Here is a 25,213-nt window from a genome sequence, read left to right as displayed (position 1 = left end):
TTTCATTAATAACTCGATAAATATCGTTTTTAAGAGTCCTTGGCGAAAACCAGCCTTGGCATTCAGCGACCCGGAATTTCCACGCGAAGGAGAACCGACGATGGCTTGGAGCAACCCACGAGACAGTGCCCTGCGGGAGCGCGCGCAGCAGGTGATTCCCGGCGGCATGTACGGACACATGTCGACTTCGCTGATGCCCGATGCCTTCCCGCAGTTCTTCGAGCGCGGCCGGGGCTGCCGCATCTGGGATGTCGACGGCCACGAGTACGTGGACTTCATGTGCGCCTACGGCCCCAACCTGCTGGGCTACATCGATCCGGCCGTCGAAGCCGCCGCGAATGCGCAGCGCGTGCTGGGCGATGCGCTCAACGGTCCCGGTGAAGTGATGGTGGAACTGGCCGAGCGTTTCGTCGCCACGGTGTCGCATGCCGACTGGGCCATGTTCTGCAAGAACGGCACCGACGCGACCACGATGGCGATGGTCGTCGCCCGCGCCCACACGAAGCGCCGCGTGATCCTGGCGGCGCACAACGCGTACCACGGCGCGGACCCGTGGTGCGTGCCCGCGGTGCTCAGCGCCGGCACGCTGCCGGAGGACCGCGCCCACGTCGTCTACTACGACTACAACGACGCGCAGAGCCTGGCCGATGCGATGCAGCGCCACGCGGGCGATGTCGCCGCGGTGTTCGCGACGCCGTTCCGGCACGACGTCTTTCTCGACCAGGAAGCGCCCGACCTCGCCTATGCGCAGAACGCGCGCCGGCTGTGCGACGAAACGGGCGCGCTGCTGGTGGTCGACGACATCCGCGCGGGCTTCCGGCTGGCGCGCGACTGCAGTTGGTCGCTGATCGGCATCGAACCCGACCTGAGCTGCTGGGGCAATGCTTTGCCAACGGGCATCCGATCTCGGCGCTGCTCGGTGCCGAGCGGTTTCGCGCAGCGGCCGGCTCGATCTTCGTCACGGGCTCGTTCTGGTTCTCGGCCGTGGCAATGGCTGCCGGCATCGCCACGCTGCAGCAGATCAACGAGACCGACTACCTCAAGCGCCTGACTTCGGCCGGCCAACTGCTGCGCAAGGGCCTCGATGCGCAGGCGCGAACGCACGGCTTCGCATTGCGCCAGACCGGCCCGGCGCAGATGCCGCAGATCCTGTTCCACGACGACCCGGACTTCCGCATCGGCTACGCCTGGACCGCCGAATGCCTGAAGCACGGCGCGTACTTCCATCCCTTCCACAACATGTTCCTGTCGGCGGCCCACACGCCCGCCGACATCGATCGCGCGCTCGAAGCCAGCGACCGCGCCTTCGAGTTCGTGCGCCGCAAGCGCGACACGCTGGCGCCGCCCGAGCAACTGGCGCATTTCTTCGAAATGCTCGCGCACGCCTGATGCCTTTCAAGGAGACAAGACCATGACAACAACCACGCCCGCCACCGCAACGACCACCACCGAAGCCCACGACTGGCTCGCCCGCTTCGGCGACGCCCTCGCGCGCCAGGACATCGAGGGCGCCTGCGCGCTCTTCGACGCGCAGCAATGCTTCTGGCGCGACCTCGTCGCGTTCAGCTGGAACATCCTGACCTGCGAGAGCCAGGGCGCCATCCGCGAGATGCTCGCCGCCACGCTGGCGCACACGCGGCCCACCGCCTGGACGATCGAGGGCGTGCCCGAAGCGAAGGACGGCCTGCTCACCGCGAGCTTCCGCTTCGAGACCGCCACCGGCCGCGGCCAGGGCCTGCTGCGGCTGCGCGAGGGCCGATGCTGGACGCTGCTCACGGTGCTCGACGAGCTCAAGGGCTTCGAGGAGAAATCGCGCCATCGCCGCATCAAGGGCACCGAACATGGCGCCGATCCCGCGCGCGTCACCTGGCTAGAAAAGCGCCAGCGCGAGCAGGCCGAGCCGGGCGATGGCGAGCAACCCTACTGCGTGGTCATCGGCGGCGGCCAAGGCGGCATCGCGCTCGGCGCGCGGCTCAAGCGCCTGGGCGTGCCGACGCTGGTCATCGAGCGCCATGCGCGCGCAGGCGATACCTGGCGCAGCCGCTACAAGTCGCTGTGCCTGCACGACCCGGTCTGGTACGACCACCTGCCCTACATGCCCTTCCCCGACGACTGGCCGGTGTTCACGCCCAAGGACAAGCTGGGCGACTGGCTGGAGGCCTACACGCGCATCATGGAACTCGACTACTGGGGTTCCACGCTGTGCCGCAAGGCGCGCTACGACGAGGCCACGCAGACCTGGGAAGTCGAGGTCGAACGCGAAGGCCGCACCATCGTCCTGCGCCCGAAGCAACTGGTGTTCGCGCTCGGCGTCGCGGGCTATCCGGTGGTGCCGGAGATTGCCGGCGCAGCAGACTTCGAGGGCGAGCAGCACCACTCCAGCCGGCACGCGGGCGGCGATGCGTACCGCGGCAAGAAGGTGGTCGTGCTCGGTGCCAACAACTCCGCACACGACATCTGCGCCGACCTGTGGGAGCACGGCGCGGACGTGACCATGGTGCAGCGTTCCTCCACGCTGATCGCGCGTTCCGACACCCTGATGGAGCTGTTCTTCGGCGGGCTCTATTCCGAGACGGCGGTCGATGCCGGCATCACGACCGAGCAGGCCGACCTGATCGCAGCCTCGGTGCCGAACCGTGTCGCTCCCTACCTGAACATTCCGCTCACCGAGGCGATGGCCGAGCGCGACAAGGATTTCTACCAGCGCCTCGAAGCCGCGGGCTTCATGCTCGACTTCGGCGAAGACGGCTCGGGCCTGGGCATGAAGTACATGCGCCGCGCCTCGGGCTACTACATCGACGTCGGCGCTTCGGAGCTGATCGCCGACGGACGCGTCAAGCTGCGCAGCCGCACGAGCATCGAGCGCATCCAACCGCGCTCGGTCGTGCTGACCGATGGCACCGAACTGCCGGCCGACGTGATCGTCTACGCCACCGGCTACGGCTCGATGAACAGCTGGCTGGCCGACCTGGTCTCGCCCGAAGTCGCCGACCGCGTGGGCAAGTGCTGGGGCCTCGGGTCCGCCACCACCCACGACCCGGGCCCGTGGGAAGGCGAGCTGCGCAACATGTGGAAGCCGACGCAGCAGCCGGGCCTGTGGATCCACGGCGGCAACCTCGCCCAGTCGCGCTTCTATTCGCGCACGCTGGCACTGCAGATCAAGGCACGCATGGAAGACCTGCCCACGCCGGTGCATGCGCTGCAGCCGGTGCATCACACGCGCTGAAGCGCCGATGAGATTCGCGGAGACAAAAAAGAAACGCCGAGTCGGCACACCCACCGTCAATCCATTTCCATCCACCTCTATCTACCCAGGAATCCGAATCATGAGAGATGCCGTCATCCCCGTCGGTATGGAGCACTTCCATACGCACTACCACTTCGCGCCGGCCGTCCGTGCCGGCGGCCTGCTGTTCCTGTCGGGCCAGCTCGGCATCGGCAGCGACCTGACATTGGCCGACGGCCTCGCGGCGCAGATCGACCTCGCGCTGCACAACCTCGGCCAGGTGCTGGAGGCCGCGGGCCGCAGCTATGCCGATGTGGTGGAGATCAACTCGTTCCACGTCGGTCCGCTGAGCGATCACATGCCGCTCTTCGTCGATGCCCTCGCACGCTTCTTCACCGCGCCCTACCCGGCGTGGACCTCCGTCGAAGTGGCCGGCCTTGCGCTGCCGGGCGCGCTGGTCGAGGTCAAGGCGATCTCGCTCGGCTGAGCGCCTTCATTCACTCACCCACAGGAGCAGCGAACCATGCAACTCACGATCAAGGAACTCTGGAGATATCCGGTCAAGTCGATGCAGGGCGAACGGCTCGCCAGCGCCGACGTGAGCAAGGGCGGCGTGCGCTTCGACCGCGGCTGGGCCGTGCGCGACGACGAGGCGCGCACCATCCGCGGCGCCAAGTTCCTGGGCGAGCTGATGCAGTGCTCGGCCCGCTACCTCTCGGACCAGGTGGCAGACAACGGGCTGGTGCCGCACGCGCGCATCACCTTGCCCGACGGCACCGAGATGAACACCGACGACGACCGCATCCACGCGGCGCTGTCCGAACTGGTCGGCCGCCACGTCACGCTGTGGCCGCTGCGGCCGGCATCCGACGAGGACCACTACCGCATCAACAAGCTGGAAACCGGCGACATCATGTCGGAGGTGCGCAAGATGTTCGCGCTCAAGGACGACGAGCCGCTGGACCTGTCGCAGTTTCCGCCGGACCTGGTGCGCGAGCTCACGACCTACGTGGTGCCGCCCGGCACTTACTTCGATGCGTTGCCGATCAACATCCTCACCGAGGCATCGATGCGCCACCTGCGCACGCTGCTGCCCGAATCGAAGATCGACGTGCGGCGCTTCAGGCCCAACATCCTTCTGGGCGACGACGCCGGGACCACCGGCCTGCTGGAAGAGCAATGGCTGGGCAAGCGCCTGCAGTTCGGGGCGATCGACATCGAGATCGTGATGCGCTGCCCGCGCTGCGTCATGGTCACGCGCGAGGTGGACGAACTCCCGCGCGACACGTCGATCATGCGAACGATGGTGCGCGAGCTGAACCAGTGCTTCAGCGTCTACGGGCAGGTCAAGGCGGACGGCGTGCTGCATGTCGGGCAGGCCGTGTCGGTTCTTCATTGAATTCACGGCAACCGGGAACACCGCAGTGAACACGATCGAAGTCCGACTCCAGGCCATCCGCTTCGAGGCCGAAGGTATCCAGTCCTTCGAATTCACCACGCCGGACGAGCGCGAGCTGCCGGCCTTTTCGGCGGGCGCGCACGTCGACATCCACCTGGGCGACGGGCTCGTGCGCAGCTACTCGCTGTGCAACCCGTCGCATGAGCGGCATCGGTACGTGGTCGCCGTCAACAAGGACCTGCGCAGCCGCGGCGGCTCGCGGCAGATGCACGAACGGCTGCGCGTGGGCAGCAAGGTGCTCCTCGATGCGCCGAGGAACAACTTCGCGCTCGATGAAGCGGCCGAGCACACGATCCTCGTCGCCGGCGGCATCGGCATCACGCCGCTGCTGTCGATGATCGACCGGCTCGAAGCACTCGGGCGTTCGTGGGAGCTTTTCTATTGCGCACGAAGCCGGCGCACGGCCGCCTTTCGGTCCACGCTCGAAAAGCTGGCCGGCGCCCGCCCCGACAGGCTGCACTTCAACTTCGATCAGGAACCCGGCGGCGCGCTGCTGGACCTGAAGGCGGTGGTAGCGAATGCGCCGGCCATGGCGCATCTGTACTGCTGCGGTCCGGTCGCCATGCTCACGTCTTTCGAGGAGGCCACCAGCGGGGTGCCGCGCGAGCAGGTGCATGTCGAGTACTTCAGCGCGAAGGAGGCGCCGGCCGTCGTCGGCGGTTTCACGCTGCAGCTCGCGCGCTCGGGGATGACGGTGGCCGTCGAGCCCGGAAAGACGATGCTCGGCGCGCTGCTGGCGGCCGGCATCAAGGTGCCGTGGTCGTGCAAGGAAGGCGTGTGCGGCGCCTGCGAAACGATGGTGCTCGAAGGCACGCCGGACCATCGCGACCAGGTGCTGAGCACGAGCGAGCGGGCGCTCAACGACCGCGTGATGGTCTGCTGCTCGGGGTCGAAGTCCGAGACGCTCGTGCTGGATCTGTAGGTACTGCCGCTTTCCTTCGGCTTCGATCGCATCGCCCCGCATCGCACCGCACGCCCCAACCGATTTGGAGACAGACATGGCCAATCTCACCGATCTTCCCGACAGCGATTCGCTGGCGATCGCCGAACTGCAGGCGCTGTTCGCGCTGCAAAAGGAGGCGTTCCAGCGCAATTCCTATCCGTCCGCCCAACGGCGGCGCGACGACCTGCGCCGGCTCGCGCAAACGGTGCTGGACCACCGCGATGCGATCAACGAAGCCCTGGCGCTGGACTTCGGCGCCCATCCGCGCGTGGCCGGCGACCTGATCGAGGTTGCGGGCGTGGCCGAGGGCATGCTGGCCGCCGCCAGCCGCGTCGAAAAGTGGATGCGGCCGGAGCGGCGACACACGGACCTGCTGCAGTTCGGCACCGGCAAGGCGTTCGTGGCGCACCAGCCCAAGGGCGTGATCGGCAACATCGTGCCGTGGAATTTCCCGTTCCACCTCGCACTCTCCCCGCTGGGCGACATGCTCGCCGCGGGCAACCGCGTCATCCTCAAGCCCTCCGAGTACACGCCGCACAGTGGGGCCCTGCTCGCGCGCATGCTGGCCAAGGCATTCGACCAGGAGCAGGTGGCCGTGGTGAACGGCGGCGTGCCGCTCGCGCAGGCGTTCACCCGCCAGCGCTGGGACCATCTGCTCTACACCGGCAGCACGCAGGTCGGACGGCTGGTGGCTCTGGCGGCGGCGGAAAACCTGGTGCCCGTCACGCTGGAGCTTGGCGGAAAGAGCCCTGTCATCTTCGACCGCGATAGCGTCACGGCCGGCAATGTCGGCCACATGCTGGCGATCAAGCTGGTGAAGAACGGGCAGATGTGCATCGCGCCGGACTACTGCCTGGTGCCGCGCGCCGACCTCGAGAAGTTCGTGGCCTTCGCGCGTGCCCACTTCGAGGGCGAACTGGCCGGCTACTCGGGCGGCGAGGACTGCACGGGCATCATCAGCCAGCGCCACCTGCAGCGCAACCAGCGCCTGCTTGACGAGGCTCGGCGGCAAGGCACGCAAGTCATCCAGCTGGACGCGGCCGGCACGCTCGATCCGCAGACCCGGCGCATGCCGGTGTCGCTGGTGGTGGACCCGCCGGACGACCTGGCGATCATGCAGGAGGAGATCTTCGGCCCGATGCTGGTGGTCAAGCCCTACGACGATCTCGACGAAGCGCTGTCGACGATCAAGCGCGGCGAGCGGCCGCTGGCGCTCTATCTTTTCTCCGACCAACCCGCCGTGATCGATCGCGTGCAGCGCGAAACCACGTCGGGCGGTTTTTGCGTGAATGCGTGTGCGGTCCAGGGCATGGTGCATTCGCTGGGGTTCGGCGGTGTCGGGCACAGCGGCACGGGCCGTCATCATGGCTTCGATGGCTTTCGCGAATTCTCGAATCCACGCGGCGTCTTCGTGCGCGGACGCGGCGGCGTGTTCGAGGTGCTGGCACCGCCCTACGGAAGAAAGGCGAATCGCATGGCCGGCCTGGCACTGTCCGCTGCAAGGCTGAAGGCCCGCGGCCTGTGGGGGACGATCTTCGGACCTTGAGTTGGTCAGAGCGCGGATCGGGTGGGATGCGCGCTGGAAAGATATGGCAGCGGATGGATGCGATTACGCCGAAAACCGGGTGGATCCATCTCGTTTTTCACGCTGTTCGAAAGTACGCGGGCCTGCGAACAATTGTGGCGGTTCGTTTCTTCCCCGCCACGTACTCACCACCCCTCTTCAATGAAATACCTGCTCGCCCTTGCCGCCCTGACCGTCACGCTGGTCGCCTCGGCGCAGGAGAAGATCCTGATCGGCCAGTCGGCGCCTCTCACCGGCCCCGCGGCTGCGGCGGGCACGGCGTTCGTCGGCGGTGCCCGGCTCGGAGATTCCCGAATCCAAGGTGATGTTCGACCACATGGGCGGGCTGCTCGGCAAGGGTGGGCAGAAGTTCTTTACCGCCGTCAACCAGCCGCCCGGCAAGGTCGACCTGAAGAACGCGGCCGAAGAACTCAAGCCGAAGGAGGTGCAGGCCATCGTGATGTTCTGCCCCGGAAAGATGTGCGCGGACCTGGTCGGCGAAATCCGCAAGCAAGGCGGCGCGCCGACCTTCTACACCATCTCCTCGGCCGGCGACGTGTTCGGCGAACTGGCTGCCCAGGGCGTGAGCATCGCGGTGACGCAGGTCATGCCCTACCCGTGGACCGTGGGTGCGTTCCCGATCGTCGCCAAGTACCAGCAGGCGATGAAGGCCGCCGACAACACCCGCATCGGCTACTGGAGCCTGGAGGGCTACATCAGCGCCCAGGTGCTGGTCGAAGGGCTGCGCCGGATCAACGGCACGCCTTCGCGCGCATCGATGCTCGCGGCCATGCAGAACCTCGGCCATCTCAACCTGGGCGGCTTCGACCTGACGATCGACCAGAACGACCGCAGCGGCTCGCACTTCACCGACCTGACGCTGGCACGCAGCGGGGGCAAGTACATCCGCTGAGCAGCCCCGAGGGGTAGGCATCGCTCCGTCAAGCGGCCGCGATTGAAATTTATTGTTGGCCCACGCAGCCCAGATACAGAGGCATACGAAAGCCGATCGCCGAGCCGCCTTCGCATCGAAGAATCGCGCCATCCCTTCGGAGAGCGCGCGGCAACTGGCTGACGACTGCGCCTCCGGAGTGCCTCAACACACACGTCCAGGAGTTCCCCGATGACCGCTTCCTCCCCGCTGCTTCGCCGCTCGTTCCTCGCCAAGGCCGCGCTCGGCGTGGCCGCCGCCCAGATGACTTCGATGGTCCCCGCCTTCGCCCAGTCCGCCGGCACCGCCGCGGGCGGCGCGCGGCGCCTCGAGCCGCTCAAGCGCATCGAGGCCAACGGCCTGAGCGTCGGCTATTACGAAGCCGGCCCGGCCAATGGCGCGCCGGTGATTCTTCTGCACGGCTGGCCCTACGACATCCACATGTTCGTGGACGTCGCGCCGCAACTGGCCGCCGCGGGCTTCCGCGTGATCGTGCCGTTCCTGCGCGGCTATGGCGCCACCCGCTTCCTGTCGGCCGACACGCCGCGCAACGGCCAGCAGTCGGTGGTGGCGGTGGACATCATCGCGCTGATGGATGCGCTGAAGATCCAGACGGCCACGGTCGCGGGGTGCGACTGGGGCGCGCGCACGGCGTGCATCATGGCCGCGCTGTGGCCCGAGCGCGTGAAGGCGCTGGTGTCGGTCAGCGGCTATCTCATCGGCAGCCAGGAGGCCGGCAAGGCGCCGCTGCCGCCCGCGGCCGAGCTGCAGTGGTGGTACCAGTACTACTTCGCGACCGAGCGCGGCCGCGCCGGCTACGAGAAGAACCGCCACGATTTCGCCAAGCTCATCTGGCAGATCGCATCGCCGAAATGGAACTTCGATGCGGCCACCTTCGATCGCAGTGCCGTCGCCTTCGAGAACCCCGACCACGTGGCCATCACGGTCCACAACTACCGCTGGCGCCTCGGCCTCGCCGACGGCGAGGCGAAGTACCAGGCGCTGGAAGACCGGCTCGCCAAGGCGCCGGTGATCGGCGTGCCGACCATCACGCTGGAAGGCGACGCCAACGGGGCGCCGCACCCGGAACCCAGCGCGTACGCAAAGAAGTTCTCGGGGCGCTACGAGCACCGGCTGGCGAGCGGCGGCATCGGCCACAACCTGCCGCAGGAAGCGCCCGAGGTGTTCGCGAAGGCCGTGATCGACGTCGCCCGCTTCTGAGTCATCGGCTATCGGCAACCCCACCGCAGGAAGAACGAACATGTGGAACCTCGATCAGGCCTACATCGACGGCGCCTTCGTGCCCGTGCAGGGCACCGAACGGCTGGACATCGCCAACCCCGCCACCGAGCAATCGATCGGCACGGTGACGCTGGCCAACCGCGACGATGCCAAGCGGGCGATCGCCGCCGCGAACCGCGCGCAGCCGGGCATGGCAAGCAGCACCAGAGCCGAGCGCATCGAGATGCTCAGGCGTCTCGAAGCCGCGGTGCTGGCGCGCACCGACGAAATCCGCGACGCCACCATCGAGGAATACGGCGGCCCGCTGTCGCGCTCGCAATGGGTCAGCAACTACGCCTCGCAGTGCTTCGCGAGCACCGCGCAGGTGCTGCAGGACTACGCCTTCGAACGCCGGCTGGGCGAAGCCACGGTGGTGATGGAGCCGGTGGGCGTGTCCGGCCTCATCGCGCCGTGGAACAGCGCCGCGGGCAGCATCTGCAGCAAGCTGGCTTCGGCGATTGCCGCAGGCTGCGCATCGGTCATCAAGCCCAGCGAACTGGGGCCGCTGCAGGCGCAGGTGGTGACACAGGCACTGCATGACGCGGCGCTGCCGGCCGGCGCGGTGAACGTGCTGCTCGGGCGCGGCGCGGATGTGGGCGACGAGATCGCCACCAGCGCGGGCATCGCGAAGATTTCTTTCACCGGCTCCACGCAGACCGGAAAGCTCATCGCGCGCGCCGGCCTGGACACGATGAAGCGCGTGAGCCTCGCGCTCTCGGGCAAGTCGGCCACCGTGGTGCTGGACGACGCCGACATGCCGACCGTGCTGCCGATGGCGCTGAACGCCGCCTTCATGAACAACGGCCAGGCCTGCGTGGCCGGCACGCGCCTGCTGATTCCGAATGCATGGATGCCCGACGCCATCGAGCGCATTCGGGCGATCGCCGCCTCGATGCGCGTGGGCGATCCGCGCGACCCTGCCACCGCGGTCGGGCCGCTCGCGAGCAAGGCGCAGTTCGAGCGCGTGCAGCATTTCATCCGCCGCGGGCTGGCGGAAGGCGCGACCCTCGTGGCCGGCGGCGAGGGACGGCCCGAAGGCCTGGACAAAGGCTGGTTCGTGCGTCCCACGGTGTTCGCTGGCGTGCGCAACGACATGGAGATCGCGCGCGAGGAAATCTTCGGGCCGGTGCTCTCGGTGATCGGCTATGGCGACGAAGCTGAAGCCATCGCCATCGCGAACGACTCGCCGTATGGCCTGCAGGCCTACGTGTTCTCGTCGCAGCCGCAGCGCGCGCTGCGCGTGGCCGCGCAACTGCGCGCGGGCTCGGTGCTGGTGAACCGCATCGCGCCCGAGCTGACCGCGCCCTTCGGCGGCGTCAGGCAGTCGGGCATCGGCAGGGAGTTCGGCGTCTTCGGCATGGAAGCGTTCCTGGAGCCTAAGACGATTGCCGCGGAGAACGGCCCGGCGCCCACATGAGTTGCCGCCCTGCGGTCAGACCAGCCGCAGTTCGCGCGGCGACACGCCCTCGAACACCCGCCCGAGCTGCGCGGGCGAGAGCCCGTACATCCGCTTGAACAACCCACCGAACACCGCCCGGTATTCGTTGAGCACCGGGTAGTCGCGGTTCTGGAACAGCGTGGCCTGCGTCAGCGCCTGCTGCTCGCCGACGATGCGCCCGCCCGCCTCGGCCGAGAGGCCGCCGCCGAGCACCCAGTAGACGGTGCCATGCCCATGGTCGGTGCCGCGGTTGCCGTTCTCGCGGAAGGTGCGGCCGAATTCGCTGATGACGACCACCACGGTCTGGCGCCAGGCGTCCTCGCCCATCTCCTGTGCGAAGCCGGCGACGCCGCGGCCCAGTTCTTCGAATCGGTTGGCGAGGTAGCCGGTGGCGGCGCCCTGCCCCACGTGCGTGTCCCAGCCGCCGACGTCGACAAAGCCCAGATCGAAACGCTCGCGCATCAGCACGGCCATGCGGCGCGCGACGAGCTCGAAGTCCTTGGCGCTCATCGCATTGCGGCTGGCCGCGTCCATCTCGGCCTGCACCGCGCGCATGACTTCGTCGCGCACCTGAAAGCCTTCGGCCACCGGCTGCGCGAGCGACGTGTTTCGGTACATGGCCGCGATGATCTGGCTCTGCCGTGCATCGATGCCCGGGCGCGCGTTGCCCGCGAGCGCCATGTTGGCGGCCTTGGCGTCGCCGCGCAGCGCAATGGGCAACTGGTCGGTGAAGGCGATGGGCGACACGTCGGTCACCGGGCCGCCGCCGAGCACGCCGGCCAGGCGATTGAGAAAACCCGAGCGGTAATCGCGTCGCTTGTCGAGCGCCTGGCCGAGCTCGATGGAGTCCTGCGTCTCGAAGTGGCTGCGCGTGAGGTCGTCGGTGCCGGCGAAGGCGATGAACGATGCCTGCTTCTGCTGGAAGAGCGGCATCACGCTCTGCGCGAGCGCCGGGTGCAGGCCCCAGTCGCCATCGAGCGGCAGCGCGCCGTTGGGCTGGCCCGGTCGTGCGATGGCGATGTTCGGGCGCGAGGCGTAATAGAAATCGCTGGCGGTCGGCACGAGCAGGCTGGTGCAGTCGTAGGCGCCGCGCAGGAACACGACGAGCAGCTTGGCGCCCTCGGCGGCGGGCGCGGCGATCAATTGGCCGGCGGCGCCTGCGAGCGGTGCGGCGGCCATCAGCTTCAGGAGTTCTCGGCGTTGCATCACATGTGTTCCTTTCTTCTGCCTTGCTCCTTCCCCCTCTGGGGGAAGGTTGGGATGGGGGCTCGACGGCATTCGATCCGCCACGGCGCTTCATCGAACGCCGCTTGCCCCCACCCCTGCCCTCCCCCAGAGGGGGAGGGAGAAAAAACAAAACCTCATCGGCGCATCAGCTCGGGCGATGCGAGCAGGAAGGTGTTCCATTCCTGCGGGGTCTTCGCCTGCGCGAGCGCTTCGCGCGTGTCGGTGCTCAGGCCGAGCTGCATGGCGCGGACCGCACTCGATTCGGCCAGTTGCGGAAACGCGGGCTTCTCCAGCGACGCCTTGTCGTCGGCGCGGAACAGCACGGCACCGTTCGCTCCGATGGCCCGCGCGATTTCGAAGCGCGTGTTCATCTGCCCCGCGCTCGCCCACGCGGCCTCGTTGAGCGGATAGCCGTCGGGCGTCTCGTGCCCATACAGCGGCTCGCCCATGCGGTTGATCCAGTTGAGCATCGGGTTCACGTTGAGCACCACGCGGTCGTCGTACGCGAGCCGCACGCCGGCCATCACGTAGTGCACCGGGTCGCGGAACTTGCGGCCGAGCGAAGCGGCGAACTCGGGCGATTCGAACAGCGCCTTCAATGTGATTGCGATGTCGCCATCGCTGCGCGTGAAGGCGGCAGCCATGCGGTCGATCAATGCAGGCGGCGGCTCGTCGGCGACGAAGTACACAGCGAGCTTGCGCGAAATGAAGCGCGCGGTGGCGGGCGCACGCGCCAACCGGTCCAGCGCCTCGTCGGCTTCTGCGAGACCGCGCGCCTGTATCGGCTGGCCCAGCAGCGTCTTGGCACCGTAGTCGTGCCGGTTCGGGTTGAACTCGAAGAGCCCCTTGCGCACATAGTCCGCGCGCACCGCCGGCCGGATGTTCGGCGGCGCCGCATCGAGCGGCTGCTGGCTCACGCCCACGCCGGTGAGCACGCGCGCGAGCTCCTGCACATCGGCCTGCGAGTAGCCGCCGCCCACGCCCAGCGTGTGCAGCTCCATCAGCTCGCGCGCGTAGTTCTCGTTGATGCGGTTGGCGGCGTTCTGCGCGTTGTCCAGGTAGCGCAGCATCGCGGGGTGGTGCAGCGTGGCGCCGAGCAGGTCGCGGAACTTGCCGAGCGCATGCGGGCGGATCGCGTTCTCTTCGTAGTCGCCGACCAGCGCGCGGATGTTGTCCTTGCGCAGGTTGACGTTGAAGTGGTTCATCCAGAACCAGGTCATCTGCTCCTGCAGCTGGTTGGGCGAGTACAGCGCGCGCAGCACGAAGCGTTGCTGCGCCTCACGCGCGAGCCGGGTCAACTCCTGCTGGTAGGCCTGGCGCGCGGCCTTCTTCTGTTCTTCGTCGGGCAATGCATCGGCGGCCTTGCGCTGGGCGTCGAGGCCGATGACGAGCTGGTCGAGCGGCGTGCGCGTGATCGTCATCGCATCGATCTGCGCCTGTGCCGCGGGCGGCAGCGGCGCCGGGCGTGGGTTCAGTTGATCGCGCATCCACAGCACGAGGCCGCGTTGCGCGAGCTGCGCTTCGCTGCCGGTGTTGGCGCCCCAGCTCACCCGGTCGAGCCAGCGCAGGCGCGTGGCTTCATCGGCCGGCGCGGACGGCAGCGAGACCGAGACGAGTGCCCGCCCGCTGCCCGGCGCGGTTGCGCAGGCCGCCAGCAGTGCCAGGGCACACGCGCCGAGCGCCATCGACGCCCTGCGGAACGGCCACGAGTCGGCGAATGCCACCGGCATCACTCCCTGCGCATGTCGTGGCGGCGAACGTCGCCCACGGCGTGCTGCGCCGCGTTGAGCGCCACGTCGACGTGCGCCAGGCCGCGCTGCTGGAACGACCGCGAGCGCGGATCGTCTTCTTCGCGCGCCACATCCGAGCGCACCTTGCGCAGCAGGTCGATGGCCGCATGCAGCCGGCCTTCGCGCGGCAGCCAGACATCGGTCGGCTCGCGCCATTCGATGGGCTTGCCGTCGAGCCACGCGGCGCGCTGCAGATCGCCGATGGCCGCGCGGATCTCGTCGTGCACCACCAGCTCGTCCTGCGAGACCTGCCCGTCTTCGGGACGGCGATGGTCCACCTGCCAGGCGGCCGTGCGCAGGTCGGACAGTGCGTGCAGGTAGAACGGGTGCTTGCCGTATTCGTCGGCCAGGGCCGGCAGGGACACCGCGGCCATCAGGGCGAGCGCGGCGAACAGGTTTTTCTTCTTCATGGGGACTCCTTGGGGGCAGTGACGAGGATGCTCCTCTCAACTGCCGCACCCCGCCCCGAGTTGACGCTCTTTACTTTCGTAACGCTGCGCAAAGAAGGCGCCCGCGCGCCGCGCGGTCAGGCCACGGACAGGGTCGGCGGGGCAGCGCCGGCGATCTGCTTGAGCGCCCGCTCGAAGACCTCGACCGGCTGGCCGCCGGAGATCAGGTGCTGGTCGTTGATGATGATCGCGGGCACCGAGTGGATGCCGGCGTCGGTGTACATGCGCTCGCGTTCGCGGGTCTCGGCGGCGTACTCGTCGCTCGCCAGGATCTCGCGGGCCCGTGCCGCATCGAGGCCCGCCTCGGTCGCCGCGCGCACGAGCACCTCGGGGTCCGAGGGGTTCTGGCTGTCGGTGAAGTAGGCCTTGAGCAGCAGCTTCTTGAGCGCCGCCTGCTTGGCCGGGCTCTCGAGCTCGGCCCAGTGCAGGAGCCGGTGTGCGTCGAAGGTGTTGTAGACCCGGGGCCGGCCCTCGGGGCTGAACTCGAAGCCGACGGCCGCGCCGCGCTGGCGGATCATTTCGCGCGCCTCTGCTTGCTGTTCGCGCGAGGAGCCGTACTTCTGGTTCAGGTGCTCGAAGGTGTCCTGCCCTTCGGGCGGCATCTGCGGATTCAGCTCGAAGGGCTGGAAGTGCAGTTCCGCGGTGACCTCCGGTGCCACCCGCTTGAGCGCCGCCTCGAGCGAACTCAGGCCAACGGCGCACCAGGGGCAAGACACATCGGAGACGAAATCGATCTTGAGGTGGGATGAAGAGGTGGTCATGGCGCCATTCTTCATGGCGCCACAACCCTTGGTGCGGGCAAGGTTTTCGGGCTTCAGGCCGACACGACCTTGCCCAGCCGCGCGTCCGACAGCGTCTTCTCGCGGAGGCGCTCGTATTCGTCCTTGTCCACCGGCACCGCATTCGGATCACCCAGGTCGCGCATGTGGATGCGGTAGGTCTCCCGCGCGCTCATCGCAGCGAGGGCCGCGAGGATGGTCACCGCGAAGGTGATCGCGCCCACGGTGAACCACACATTGGTCGAGCCCGGAGGCGCCACGGCGGCGAACAGCGCGGGCAGGAGCGCGGTGAAGGTGGTGCCGATGTTCTGCGAGATGGCCATGGCCGACACGCGGTTGCGGGTGCGGAACAGCTCCGGATAGAAGCTCGGAAAGGTCGCGTTGTAGCCCTGGTACACGATGCCCCACATCAGGAGCGACATGCAGATCGCGAGCGGCACGTTCTTGATGCTGATGGCGTACAGGTACACGAACGACAGCAGCCCCGAGGCCAGCGCGCCCACGATGATCGGCGGCTTGCGGCCGATGCGGTCCGAGAGGTTGCCCACGAACGGAATCACCAGCACCGCGAGGATGTTGCCGAGCACCGGAATCCACAGGTACACGTCTTTCTGGAAGCCGATGCCGTAGGCCGCCTGCACCGCATAGGCCGCGCCGAACACGGTCGCCACCACCGGAATCACGTTCATCAGCGCCATGCAGACCACGCGCAGCATGTCGGCCCAGCTGTCGGTGAAGGCCTGCACGATGGGCGACTTCGCCACTTCGCCCTTCTTGTCGACCTCGGCAAAAGCGGGCGTCTCGTCGACCTCGCGGCGGATGATGTAGCCGGCCACGATCACGAGGAAGCTCAAGAGGAACGGAATGCGCCAGCCCCACGAGTTGAAGGCGTCTTCGGGCATGTAGTGCGCGAGCGGCAGGAACACCGCGGCCGCCAGAATCTGGCCGGCCTGCACGCCCTGCAGCGTGAAGCTCGCGAAGAAGCCGCGGCGCCCGAAGGGTGCGTGCTCCAGGATCATGGAGCTCGCGCCCGAAATCTCTCCGGCCACCGCGAAGCCCTGGATGAGCCGCAGAATCACGAGCAGCACCGGTGCCAGCAGGCCGACCTGGTCATATGTGGGCAAGAGGCCCACGGCCACGGTCGAGAAGCCCATCAGGAACATGCACAGCACCAGCACTTGCTTGCGACCGTGCGTGTCGCCCCAGTGGCCGAGCACGAAGGCGCCGATGGGACGCGCGACATAGCCCACGCCATAGGTCGCGAGCGACGCGACGATCGCGGTCGTCGGGTCGCCCTTCGGAAAGAAGATCTGCGGAAAGATCAGCGCCGCCGCGGTGGCGTAGATGAAGAAGTCGTAGTACTCCAGCGCCGAGCCGATCCAGCCGCTTGCGGCGGCTTTCTTCGACTGGTGCCTGCCTTGGGGCTCTTTGGCTGTTGTAGTGGCCATGGGGTTGTCTCCAGTGATGTCCAGTGGTGAGTCAGTGTCGAACGGGGAAAGAAATCAGTCCTGCGCCTGCGAGGCCATGCGCGCGGGTGCGTTGAGCGCACCGTAGGCGTCGTAGGCGCCCATGCGCTGCGCGACCTCGAAGAACAGGCCGCCTTCAAAGCTCTCGGTGTAGATGTGCAGGTAGTCGCCGGCCGGCGAGCGGTCGAACAGCACGCCCGCGGCGCGCATGCGTTCCAGCAGCTCGGGCGCGAGGTCGATGCGCGTGGCGAGGTCGTCGTAGTAGTTGTCCGAAATCGGCACGAAGCGCGTGCCGTTGGCGCGCAGCTTCGCGGCCGTCTCGAAGATGTCGTCGCAGCGCAGCGCGATGTGGTGCACCGCGCCGCCGCCGGTCACGCTGAGCGTGCGCGCGGTGCGGGTGCGCTGGCTCAGCGACACGTTGAGCACGAGGCGCACGCTGCGCTCCGCATTGGCGACGCCGCGGCTGCGGATCAGGCCGAAGGGGTCGGCCAGTTCGAGGCTTTCGCCGGGCTCCAGGCCGAGCACGGCGCGCGTGAAGAGCACCCAGGTGTCGAGCTGGTCTACCGCAAGGCCGAGGGCGACGTGGTCGATCTGCTGGAGGCCCGCATCGTTGGCTTCGGGCGCATCCTCTTCGAGGATGAAGTCGGCTTCGTACAGGCCGTTCGCACCCAGCGACTCCGCCACGAAATGAATGAGGTTGCCGCCCGGCGCCACCACCGCCGGCACGCGCAGCTCGTTCGGGCCGACCGGGCTGTCGTGGCGCTTGGAGCGCATCGCGGTCGCGCGCTCCACCGCTGCAAGCGGTTCGGCGCAGCGCACGCCCAGCGCGCACACCGAGGTGCCGTGCGCCTCGAAGCGGCCGCGCGCGAAGGAGTCGGGCTGCGCGTTCACGATGAAGTTGATCTCGCCCTGCCGGTACAGCGTCACGGCCTTGGAGCGGTGCTTGCCGATGCGGCGAAAGCCGAGCTGCCGCACCAGCGTGTCGAGCGTGAGCGCCGAGGCTTCGTCCGCCGCGAACTCGATGAACGACAGGCCCGAGAGCGCGGCCACCGGCGGCGGATTGAAGAGTTCCAGGTGCTGCTGCGGCGGCGGCTGCACCGCGGCGAGCCGCTGGCGCGCCTCGCTTTCCAGGTACAGCAGCGAGCGCATCGCATCGACGGCGGTGCGGCGGTTCGGCGTCTCGCGAAAGATGTCGTTGAAGATCTCCAGCGACAGCGGCCCGGTGTAGCCCGCGCGCAGCACCTGCGTGAAGAACCCGGTCACGTCGAAATCGCCCTGCCCCGGAAACGAGCGGTGGTGGCGCGCCCACTGCAGCACATCCATCGCGAGCAGCGGCGCATCGGCCATCTGCAGGAAGAAGATCTTCTCGCCCGGGATGTCGGCGATGCCCGCCGGATCGTCCTTCAGCGACAGCGTGTGGAAGCTGTCCAGGATCAGCCCGAGGTGCGGGTGATCGGCCCGCTTCACGATGTTCCAGGCCTGCCCGTAGAGCGAGGTGTGCCGGCCCCAGGCCAGCGCCTCGAAGCCGACACGCAGGTTGCGGCGCGCGGCGCGCTCGGCCAGTTCGTGCAACTGCGCGGCGGCGAGAGCCGGGTCGTCCATGGCCAGCGGCGAGGTGTTCGAGCAGCACAGCACCATCGGCGCGCCCATCGCCTCCATCAGGTCGAACTTGCGCTCGGCGCGCTCCAGGCTGCGGCGGAACTGCGGCTCGGGCATGCCTTCGAAATCGCGGAAGGGCTGGTAGAGGTCGATCGACAGGCCGAGGTCGGCCACGATGCCGCGCAGCTCGGTGGCCGTGCCCTTGAAGTTGATGAAGTCGGCCTCGAACAGCTCGATGCCGTCGAACCCGGCGGCCGCGACGGCTTCGAGCTTCTGGCGAAGGGTGCCGCTGAGCGAGACCGTGGCGATGGAGCGATGCATGGGAGTGGACTTTAGGAACCCAGGCCCTGCGCCACAACCAATTCGAGCCTTCTTCGGGCGATTAACGAACGCCTTCGTTCATTAATCGCACGAAATACGGGATTCACCTAGGTCCGAGCCGCCTTCGCTGGCGCTCAGAGGCTGCGCCAGTAATCGATCAGCAGTTGCGCGAATTCGGTCGGCCGCTCCACGGCGCTCAGGTGCGCTGCATTGATGGTCGCGAGGCGCGCATCGGGAATCGCCGCGGCCATGGCCCGCGACATGTCCATCGGCGTGGCTTCGTCCTGCAGTCCGCCGACCACCAGCGTGGGAACGGCGATGCGGTGATTGCTCTCGCGGAAATCGATGGCGGCGACCGCATTGCAGCTCTCGATGTAGCCCTGCGCGTCGGTCGCGACCAGCACCTCGTGCAACGACTTGGCCGCGGCAGCACCTTCGGGCGTTGCCGCATAGGCGGGCGTGAGCCAGCGCGCCACGGCGCCCGACGCGATTGCGCCCACGCCCTTCGCCGCCACCGTCTCGGCCCGCGTGCGCCACGGCGTCTGGTCGGGATAGTGGGCAGACGAGTTGGCGATCACCACGGTCTTGAGCAGTTCGGGGTGCCGCACCGCGAGCGCCTGCGCGGTCATGCCGCCCATCGAGAGGCCGACGAAGTGCACCGGCTCGCCGCCCGCCTCGCGCTGGATCAGTTCGGCCGCGTCCTGCGCCAGCGTCTCGATGCGCAAGGCGCCCGGCACCACCTCGGAGCCGCCGTGGTTGCGGTGGTCGTAGCGGATCACGGTGTGCGCGCGCGCAAGCTGCGCGGCCACGTCGTCCCACATGCGCAGGCTGCAGCCCAGCGCATGGCTGAGCACGACGAAGGGGCCTTCGCCTTCGCGAACGACATTCAGGCGGATGGTCATGGTGCGGTTTCCTTTTTACGGATCTTTTTACGGATCTTTTTATGGGTGCTTTGGAGGTTGAAGACGCGGGAGCCAGAGGAACGCGATGGCCAGCAGCACGGCGCCAGCCACCAGCATCGGCACGACCATGGGCCACGCGCCATGGGAGTAACCGGTATCGACGAACAGCGCAGCGATTTGACCCACGCAGAACGCGACCATCATCATGCCGAAGCCCGACCACGACACGGCCCGCCCCGCAAGATGCGGCAGGTCGCCCACCGCGCCCGCTTGTCCGCAGGGCTGGTGGATGCCGTGTCCCAGGCAGTACACCGCGTGGCCCACGAGCAGCGGCACGGCGCTCAGGGGCATGAGCCAGCAGCCCAGCGCCTGGATGATCGCGCCCGTCATGCTCAGCGATGCGCCGAGCCGCACGGTGCGCACCGGTCCGTAGCGCCGCAGCAGCGTGCGGCACATGGTGGTGCTGAAGATGTAGACCAGCGAACCGCCGGCCGGGATCCACCCGTACCACGCGGGCGACCAGCCAAGGTAGCCGATGTAGACCATCGGCGAGAGCAGCAGGAAGCAGAAGAGCCCGCCGTAGGTCGTCGCGGCCACCGAGGCCCAGGCGCGGAACGAGCGGCTTGCGAACACCGCGCGCGTGCTGCCGCGCGGCGCGGACGATTCGCCGGTGAGCGGCTTGCGCGTTTCGCCGAACGAGCGCCAGCACATCGCGAACAGCAGCGAGGCATACACCGCCATCGCCACCATCACCCAGCGCCAGCCCGCGCCCTGCACAAGCCATGCGCCGAGCAGCGGCGCGATCAGCCCGACCACGCCCAGCCCCGTGAGGCCGCGCGCCATCACATGCGGGCCCTCGTGCGCGGGATAGAGATCGCGCACCGCCGCGCGCGAGCACACGAGGATCGCGGCCATCGAAAAGCCCTGCAGGGTGCGCCAGCCCGCGAGCAGCGCCACGCTGCCGGCGAACGCACCGCCGATTGCGGCGATCGCATAGCAGGCAAGCCCTGCGAGCAGCACGGGCCTGCGTCCGAATCGGTCGGCCAGCGGGCCGCACAGCAACTGCGCAAAGCCGAAGGCCAGCACGAACAGCGTGAGGCTGGTGCTGGCCGAGCCGAGCTCCTTCGCGATGGCGGGAAGCGCCGGCAGGTAGCTGTCGGTGGCGACGGGCTGCGCTGCCAGGAGCAGCGGCAGCATCAAGGTGAAGCTGACGTCGAGGCGGCCCTTCAGGGCGACCGGCGCGCTCACTGCGCGGGCGTCGCAGGCGATGCGGGGGCCGCGGGCAGCAGCCCCTTCTCGCGCAGGATGTTGGTGGCGATGCCGAACGCATGGTTGGCCACCGGCACGCCGCAGTAGATGGCGGCCATCATGATCACTTCCTTGACGTCGTCGGGCGTGAGGCGCGACTCGGGCGGGCCGTCGAGCGCGGCGCGCACATGCATCGCGAATTCTTCGTACGCGTGGATGCCCAGCATCATCGACAGCACCATGTAGCGGCGCGTCTTGTCGCCCAGCGCGGGGCGCCCCCAGATGTCGTTCCACGCATGGCGCGTGATGAGTTCCTGGAACTCGGCGTTGAAGCCGTTGCGGTTGGCGAGCGACTTGTCGACCCAGGCATCGCCGAGGACGCGGCGGCGATTCACGAGGCCGTCTTCGTAGTCTTTGTTTGGGGTTTCGGGGGCGGTCATTGCGAGAGTTCCTTGTCCTTGAGTTGGGCTTGCAGCGCTTTCACTTCTGCCAGCGCGGTCTGGCCCGCGCCGACGGCGAGCGCGGGGTCGAACCATTCGTCGGCCGCATCGCGCGGCAGCTCGGCGCGCAGCCGGTCGATGTTGGCGCGCATGCGCGCGGCGTCCACCTGCAGGCCGGGCAATGCGCCGGCCATCGCGCGCACGCTGCCGTGCGCCGACATCAGGAGCTGCGGCCATTCGGCCAGCTCGGCCTGCCAGGCGCCGAGGGCGCGTTCATGCTGCTGCGGCATCGCGCCGAGCAAGGCGGCCACGCGCTGCGGTGCGCGGTGCGCGGCGGCGATGGCGACCATCGAGGCCACGGGGTTGCGTTTGTGCGGCATCGCCGACGAGCCGCCGCGGCCAGGCTCGCTGGGCTCGGCGACTTCGGCGACTTCGTACTGGCCGAGCAGCGCGATGTCGACGGCGATCTTGCCGAGGCTGCCTGTCATGAGCCCGAGCTCGCAGCCGAGCGCCACCCATTCGTCGCGCTGCGTGTGCCAGGTCGCGCCGGGGTCGCCCAGGCCCAGTTCCTTGGCCATGCGTTTGCGCACCGCGGCGCCCTGCCCCTTCATCTGCGCGAGCGTACCGACGGCGCCGCCCAGTTGCAGTTGCAGCGCGTGCTTCGCCGCACTACGCAGACGCAAGCGGCTGCGCACCAGCGGTGCCGCCCAGCCCGCGCACTTGAAGCCGAAGCTGGTGACCGAGGCCGGCTGCATCAGCGTGCGCGCGAGCATCGGCGTTTCGGCGTGCTGCGTGGCAAGGCGCAGCAGCGCATCGGCGGCCTTGGCAAGGTCGGTCTCGACGAGCGCCACCGCCTCGCGCGTGACCAGCGCCATCGCGCTGTCGATCACGTCCTGACTGGTGCTGCCGAAGTGCACGAAGGGCGCGGCCTCGGCATTGAAGAGGCCCACGGCTTCGCGCAGCGCCTTGACCAACGGAATCGCCACGCTGCCCGCGCGGCCGCTTTCGCGCACGATCTTGGCGACATCGAACAGTTCGACCTTGCAGCTCCCGACGATGGAGTGCGCGGCGCTCTCGGGAATCAACCCTTCGGCCGCCTGCGCGCGTGCGAGCGCGGCCTCGAAACGCAGCATGGCGTCGACAAACGCGCGGTCGCTGAAGGCGCCGAGCGTTTCGGATGTGGAGAGGAAGCCTTCGAAAATGCTCATGCGGGGACCTGGTTGTTCATCGTCAATATTTCAGTTGGGCCACGGCGCGCAGTTCCTCGGGGGATGCGGTGCCGAAGCCGAAGAATTCGAGGTAGGCCGGGATCATCTCGAACAGCATGTCGGTGCCGACCTGCACCGCGCAGCCCTTGGCCTTGGCGGCCTGCAGCAGCGGCGTGTATTCGGTCTTCATCACGACTTCGCCGACGAAAGTTTGGGGGTCGATGCGGTCCACGTCGAAGGGCAGCGGATCGCTGTCCTTCATGCCGAGCGGCGTGGCGTTGACGACCACGTCGTAGCCGGCCGGGTCCTTCGAGCCCGTGGCGACCTTCATCTGCGGGTAGTGCTCGCGCAGCCGTGCGGCCAGCGCCTCGGCCGATGCATCGCTCATGTCGAACAGCATCAGCTCCGCGGCGCCCGCGGCGGCGATCGATGCCGCGATGGCCGAGCCCACGCCGCCCGTGCCCGACACCAGCACCCGCGTGCCCCTGAAGAGCCGGCCCTTGCGCTCCACGCCGCGCACGAAGCCCGCGCCATCGAACTGGTCGCCGAGCAGCGTGCCGTCGGGGCGCTTGAGGATGGCGTTGCATGCGCCCGCGACGCGCGCGGTGGGCGTGACCTCGTCGACCAGCCCCATCGTCGTGACCTTGTGCGGCATCGTGACCAGCGCGCCGCGGAGGTTCGAGAACCTGAACACCTGCGGCAGCGTGGCCGCGTAGTCCTCGGGCTTCACGCCCATCGGCACCACCACCGCATCGATGCCCTGCTTGTCGAACCAGGGGTTGTAGATCATCGGCGCCTTGAAGGCCTCGGTCGGATAGCCGAGGTGGGCGATGAGCGTTGTCTTGCCGGAAATCATGAAAGTCGTTTTCTCAAGAAAAAGTGAGGCTCAGACCAAGTTGCGTTCGAAAAGATAAAACCGTTCACGCTGAGCTTGTCGAAGCGCCGCGCGAAGCTTCGACAAGCTCAGCCCGAACGGTGCTTGTGGATTGATCGCCAATTCGCATCAGGCCACGCTGGGCGAGTGGTAGCGCAAGGGGTTCGCGATCTCGGCCTGCATCGCCGGCGGATAGACGATTTCGCGCAGGAAATTCGCATCGGCCTGAAGCGCATCGGCCGCATCGAGGTGGCCGAAGTAGCGCAGGTAGTGCGGCATCTGCTGGATCAGCATCTCGAAGCCGGCCTGCGCATTGAGCCCGCGCGCACGCGCCGCACGCACCAGCGGCGTGGGCTGGTTGCGCAAGAGGATGTCGAACAGCGCCGCGTGGCTTTCCATGCGCGACACGTCGAGCGGCAGCGCATCGCCCTCGACCAGCCCGAGCGGCGTCGCGTTGATCACGAGGTCGTAGCCTTCGGGCGCGTTGCTCTCGACCGCGACCACGGTCGCATCGAAGAAGGCATCGAGCTTGGCCGCCACGCCCGCCGCCTTGCCCGCCGCCGTGTCGAAGAAGGCGATGTGCTCCGCGCCGTTCACCGTGCCGCCCTCGGCCAGCGCCACGCCGATGGCCGCGGCGCTCACGCCCGCGCCGAGGATCAGCACGCGCTTGCCGCGGAAGGGAATGTTGCAGTGGTCGAGCGCACCGATGAGGCCTTCACCGTCGAACAAATCGCCTTCGAGCTGGTCGCCTTCGGTGCGGCGCACCACGTTGACCGAGCCCGCCACGCGGCCGAAGAGGCCGCAGCCGTCGAGCAGGTCGACCACCAGCGGCTTGTGCGGCGGGGCAATCACCATGCCGCGCACGTTGCGTGCGAGAAAGGCCGACTTGAAGAACACCGCGAAGTCGCGCACCGGCACCTGCATCGGCAGCAGCACCGCGTCGATGCCGAAGCGCTCGAAGGCGGCGTTGAACATGCGCGGCAGCCGCACATTGCGAACCGGATCGCCCGGGATCAGGTAAGCCTGGGTGCTGCCGCTGATGGAATGGCTCATGTGCTTGCTTTCCGTTCGTCAATCGCTCTTTGGGAGGCCGGATGCCGAGCTTTATAGTCCCTTCGGCCCTTTTCCACAGCGCCAGGAAGGGCAAAACGGTCGATCATCGATCTTTGAAATTCGATAATCGTTCAAACCGAGGGTTTTCACCGTCCACGAATGCAACTTGCCGGCGATCGACCGGCGGCACACTTCCGACCATGAGCAAAGAGAGCAAGGACAACAAGGACGACTCGCCCGCACCCGCGGGCCTGGACAAGCGCGACTGGATCGCAGGCCTCGAGCGCGGCGTGAGCATCATCGAGGCCTTCGACGATGCCAACCCGCGCCTCACCGCCAGCCAGGCCGGTCAGCGCACGAACATGACGCGCACCGCCGCGCGGCGCTACCTGCTCACGCTGCAGCACATGGGCTACGTGGCCAGCGACGGCAAGCTGTTCTGGCTCACGCCGCGCGTGCTGCGGCTGGGCCGGTCGTACCTCGAATCGGCCCGGCTGCCGCGCGTGGTGCAGCCCTTCCTGCAGCGGGTGGCGGCCGGCACCAACGAGATCGCGTACCTCAGCGTGATGGACGGCGACGAGGTCGTCTACATCGCGCGCAACGGCCCCAACCGCAGCATGAGCACCGGCTATGTGCTGGGCGCGCGCGTGCCGGCGCAGGTCACGGCCTCGGGCATGTTGATGCTGGCGCTGCGCAGCGATGCCGAGCTGAACGAGTGGCTGGCGACGCGGCAGCTCACCGTGTTCACCTCGCACACCATCGCGAGCATGGAGCGCATGAAGCTCGAACTGGCGCGCATCCGCGCACAGGGCTGGGCGCTGTCGGAGCAGCAACTCGACCTCAACTCGCGCGGCATCGCGGTGCCGCTGCGCGACCGGCACGGCACGCTCGTGGGCGCACTGAACATCACCATGCCGATGGGGCACGAGAGCTCCGAGGACGCGGTGGCGCGCGTGCTGCCGGTGCTGCGCGAGACGGCGCAGGCGATGCGCAACCTGATCTGAGCCGGACCGGT

Annotated in this window: 24 protein-coding genes; 11 read left to right on the top strand and 13 right to left on the bottom strand. The window is 68.0% G+C overall.

Annotation, left to right across the window (positions count from 1 at the left end):
• Positions 1–100 precede the first annotated feature (100 nt).
• The 7 genes from QF040_RS02350 to QF040_RS02320 all read left to right on the top strand — a co-directional run bounded on the left by QF040_RS02350 (position 101) and on the right by QF040_RS02320 (position 7,174).
• Complete coding sequence (locus tag QF040_RS02350; RefSeq protein ID WP_429609660.1) at positions 101–1,051, top strand: aminotransferase class III-fold pyridoxal phosphate-dependent enzyme; 951 nt, start codon at positions 101–103, stop codon at positions 1,049–1,051.
• On the top strand, positions 991–1,389 hold the full coding sequence (locus QF040_RS02345) for a hypothetical protein (RefSeq protein ID WP_429609659.1): 399 nt from the start codon (positions 991–993) through the stop codon (positions 1,387–1,389). The genes QF040_RS02350 and QF040_RS02345 overlap by 61 nt, the downstream gene beginning before the upstream one ends.
• 22 nt (positions 1,390–1,411) lie before the next feature.
• The gene (locus tag QF040_RS02340) at positions 1,412–3,226 is read left to right on the top strand and encodes a flavin-containing monooxygenase (RefSeq protein ID WP_429609658.1); all 1,815 of its coding nucleotides are present in this window, start codon (positions 1,412–1,414) and stop codon (positions 3,224–3,226) included.
• Positions 3,227–3,326: 100 nt separating this feature from the next.
• Positions 3,327–3,713: a RidA family protein gene (locus QF040_RS02335; protein ID WP_429609657.1), complete on the top strand. Its 387-nt coding sequence runs from the start codon at positions 3,327–3,329 to the stop codon at positions 3,711–3,713.
• Positions 3,714–3,749: 36 nt separating this feature from the next.
• On the top strand, positions 3,750–4,625 hold the full coding sequence (locus tag QF040_RS02330) for an MOSC domain-containing protein (protein ID WP_429609655.1): 876 nt from the start codon (positions 3,750–3,752) through the stop codon (positions 4,623–4,625).
• A complete protein-coding gene (locus QF040_RS02325; protein ID WP_429609654.1) occupies positions 4,594–5,607 on the top strand; it encodes a PDR/VanB family oxidoreductase in 1,014 nt (337 codons plus the stop codon). Before QF040_RS02330 ends, QF040_RS02325 begins: the two co-directional genes overlap by 32 nt.
• 76 nt (positions 5,608–5,683) lie before the next feature.
• Complete coding sequence (locus QF040_RS02320) at positions 5,684–7,174, top strand: aldehyde dehydrogenase family protein (RefSeq protein WP_429609653.1); 1,491 nt, start codon at positions 5,684–5,686, stop codon at positions 7,172–7,174.
• 177 nt (positions 7,175–7,351) lie between these two features.
• Here QF040_RS02320 and QF040_RS02315 read toward each other — a convergent pair whose 3' ends face one another.
• Positions 7,352–7,531: a hypothetical protein gene (locus QF040_RS02315; RefSeq protein WP_429609651.1), complete on the bottom strand. Its 180-nt coding sequence runs from the start codon at positions 7,529–7,531 to the stop codon at positions 7,352–7,354.
• On the opposite strand from QF040_RS02315, the gene QF040_RS02310 reads away from it, so the two are divergent.
• From QF040_RS02310 to QF040_RS02300, 3 genes are all read left to right on the top strand, one after another.
• Positions 7,518–8,105, top strand: coding sequence for an ABC transporter substrate-binding protein (locus QF040_RS02310; RefSeq protein ID WP_429609649.1), 588 nt, complete (start codon positions 7,518–7,520; stop codon positions 8,103–8,105). The genes QF040_RS02315 and QF040_RS02310 overlap by 14 nt on opposite strands.
• Positions 8,106–8,315: 210 nt before the next feature.
• Entirely contained in the window at positions 8,316–9,344 is a 1,029-nt protein-coding gene (locus tag QF040_RS02305; RefSeq protein WP_429609647.1) for an alpha/beta fold hydrolase, read from the top strand.
• Between the two features lie 40 nt (positions 9,345–9,384).
• Complete coding sequence (locus QF040_RS02300; RefSeq protein WP_429609645.1) at positions 9,385–10,821, top strand: aldehyde dehydrogenase family protein; 1,437 nt, start codon at positions 9,385–9,387, stop codon at positions 10,819–10,821.
• A gap of 15 nt (positions 10,822–10,836) precedes the next feature.
• Here the strand turns inward: QF040_RS02300 and QF040_RS02295 are convergent, their stop codons facing one another.
• The 12 genes from QF040_RS02295 to QF040_RS02240 all read right to left on the bottom strand — a co-directional run bounded on the left by QF040_RS02295 (position 10,837) and on the right by QF040_RS02240 (position 24,198).
• On the bottom strand, positions 10,837–12,048 hold the full coding sequence (locus QF040_RS02295; RefSeq protein WP_429609644.1) for a DUF1501 domain-containing protein: 1,212 nt from the start codon (positions 12,046–12,048) through the stop codon (positions 10,837–10,839).
• A gap of 155 nt (positions 12,049–12,203) precedes the next feature.
• On the bottom strand, positions 12,204–13,799 hold the full coding sequence (locus tag QF040_RS02290; RefSeq protein ID WP_429609643.1) for a DUF1800 domain-containing protein: 1,596 nt from the start codon (positions 13,797–13,799) through the stop codon (positions 12,204–12,206).
• Positions 13,799–14,269, bottom strand: coding sequence for a hypothetical protein (locus tag QF040_RS02285; protein ID WP_306877304.1), 471 nt, complete (start codon positions 14,267–14,269; stop codon positions 13,799–13,801). The genes QF040_RS02290 and QF040_RS02285 overlap by 1 nt, the downstream gene beginning before the upstream one ends.
• A 116-nt stretch (positions 14,270–14,385) precedes the next feature.
• Positions 14,386–15,069, bottom strand: a complete 684-nt coding sequence (locus QF040_RS02280) for a DsbA family oxidoreductase (RefSeq protein WP_429609642.1) — start codon at positions 15,067–15,069, stop codon at positions 14,386–14,388.
• A 53-nt stretch (positions 15,070–15,122) separates the two neighbouring features.
• Entirely contained in the window at positions 15,123–16,535 is a 1,413-nt protein-coding gene (locus QF040_RS02275; RefSeq protein ID WP_429609640.1) for an MFS transporter, read from the bottom strand.
• Between the two features lie 54 nt (positions 16,536–16,589).
• Complete coding sequence (locus QF040_RS02270; protein WP_429609638.1) at positions 16,590–18,473, bottom strand: bifunctional sugar phosphate isomerase/epimerase/4-hydroxyphenylpyruvate dioxygenase family protein; 1,884 nt, start codon at positions 18,471–18,473, stop codon at positions 16,590–16,592.
• A 134-nt stretch (positions 18,474–18,607) separates the two neighbouring features.
• Complete coding sequence (locus QF040_RS02265) at positions 18,608–19,375, bottom strand: alpha/beta fold hydrolase (RefSeq protein WP_429609637.1); 768 nt, start codon at positions 19,373–19,375, stop codon at positions 18,608–18,610.
• A gap of 39 nt (positions 19,376–19,414) precedes the next feature.
• The gene (locus tag QF040_RS02260) at positions 19,415–20,572 is read right to left on the bottom strand and encodes an MFS transporter (RefSeq protein WP_429614604.1); all 1,158 of its coding nucleotides are present in this window, start codon (positions 20,570–20,572) and stop codon (positions 19,415–19,417) included.
• 47 nt (positions 20,573–20,619) lie between these two features.
• On the bottom strand, positions 20,620–21,063 hold the full coding sequence (locus QF040_RS02255) for a carboxymuconolactone decarboxylase family protein (RefSeq protein ID WP_429609636.1): 444 nt from the start codon (positions 21,061–21,063) through the stop codon (positions 20,620–20,622).
• Positions 21,060–22,271 carry a 3-carboxy-cis,cis-muconate cycloisomerase gene (gene pcaB, locus QF040_RS02250; RefSeq protein ID WP_429609635.1) on the bottom strand — a complete coding sequence of 404 codons (1,212 nt, stop codon included), beginning with the start codon at positions 22,269–22,271 and terminating at the stop codon, positions 21,060–21,062. The genes QF040_RS02255 and pcaB overlap by 4 nt, the downstream gene beginning before the upstream one ends.
• Before the next feature lie 22 nt (positions 22,272–22,293).
• Positions 22,294–23,127 carry a shikimate dehydrogenase family protein gene (locus QF040_RS02245; RefSeq protein ID WP_429609634.1) on the bottom strand — a complete coding sequence of 278 codons (834 nt, stop codon included), beginning with the start codon at positions 23,125–23,127 and terminating at the stop codon, positions 22,294–22,296.
• Positions 23,128–23,274: 147 nt separating this feature from the next.
• The gene (locus QF040_RS02240) at positions 23,275–24,198 is read right to left on the bottom strand and encodes a shikimate dehydrogenase family protein (RefSeq protein ID WP_307606031.1); all 924 of its coding nucleotides are present in this window, start codon (positions 24,196–24,198) and stop codon (positions 23,275–23,277) included.
• A gap of 200 nt (positions 24,199–24,398) precedes the next feature.
• Here QF040_RS02240 and QF040_RS02235 point away from each other — a divergent pair, with 200 nt between their 5' ends.
• Positions 24,399–25,202, top strand: coding sequence for an IclR family transcriptional regulator domain-containing protein (locus QF040_RS02235; RefSeq protein WP_307606029.1), 804 nt, complete (start codon positions 24,399–24,401; stop codon positions 25,200–25,202).
• Positions 25,203–25,213: the final 11 nt, after the last annotated feature.

The organism is Variovorax sp. W2I14, from assembly GCF_050435205.1.
Lineage (GTDB): Bacteria > Pseudomonadota > Gammaproteobacteria > Burkholderiales > Burkholderiaceae_C > Variovorax > Variovorax paradoxus_C.
Note: the sequence above shows the minus strand (reverse complement) of the source record. Positions and strands in the feature narration are given on the sequence as shown.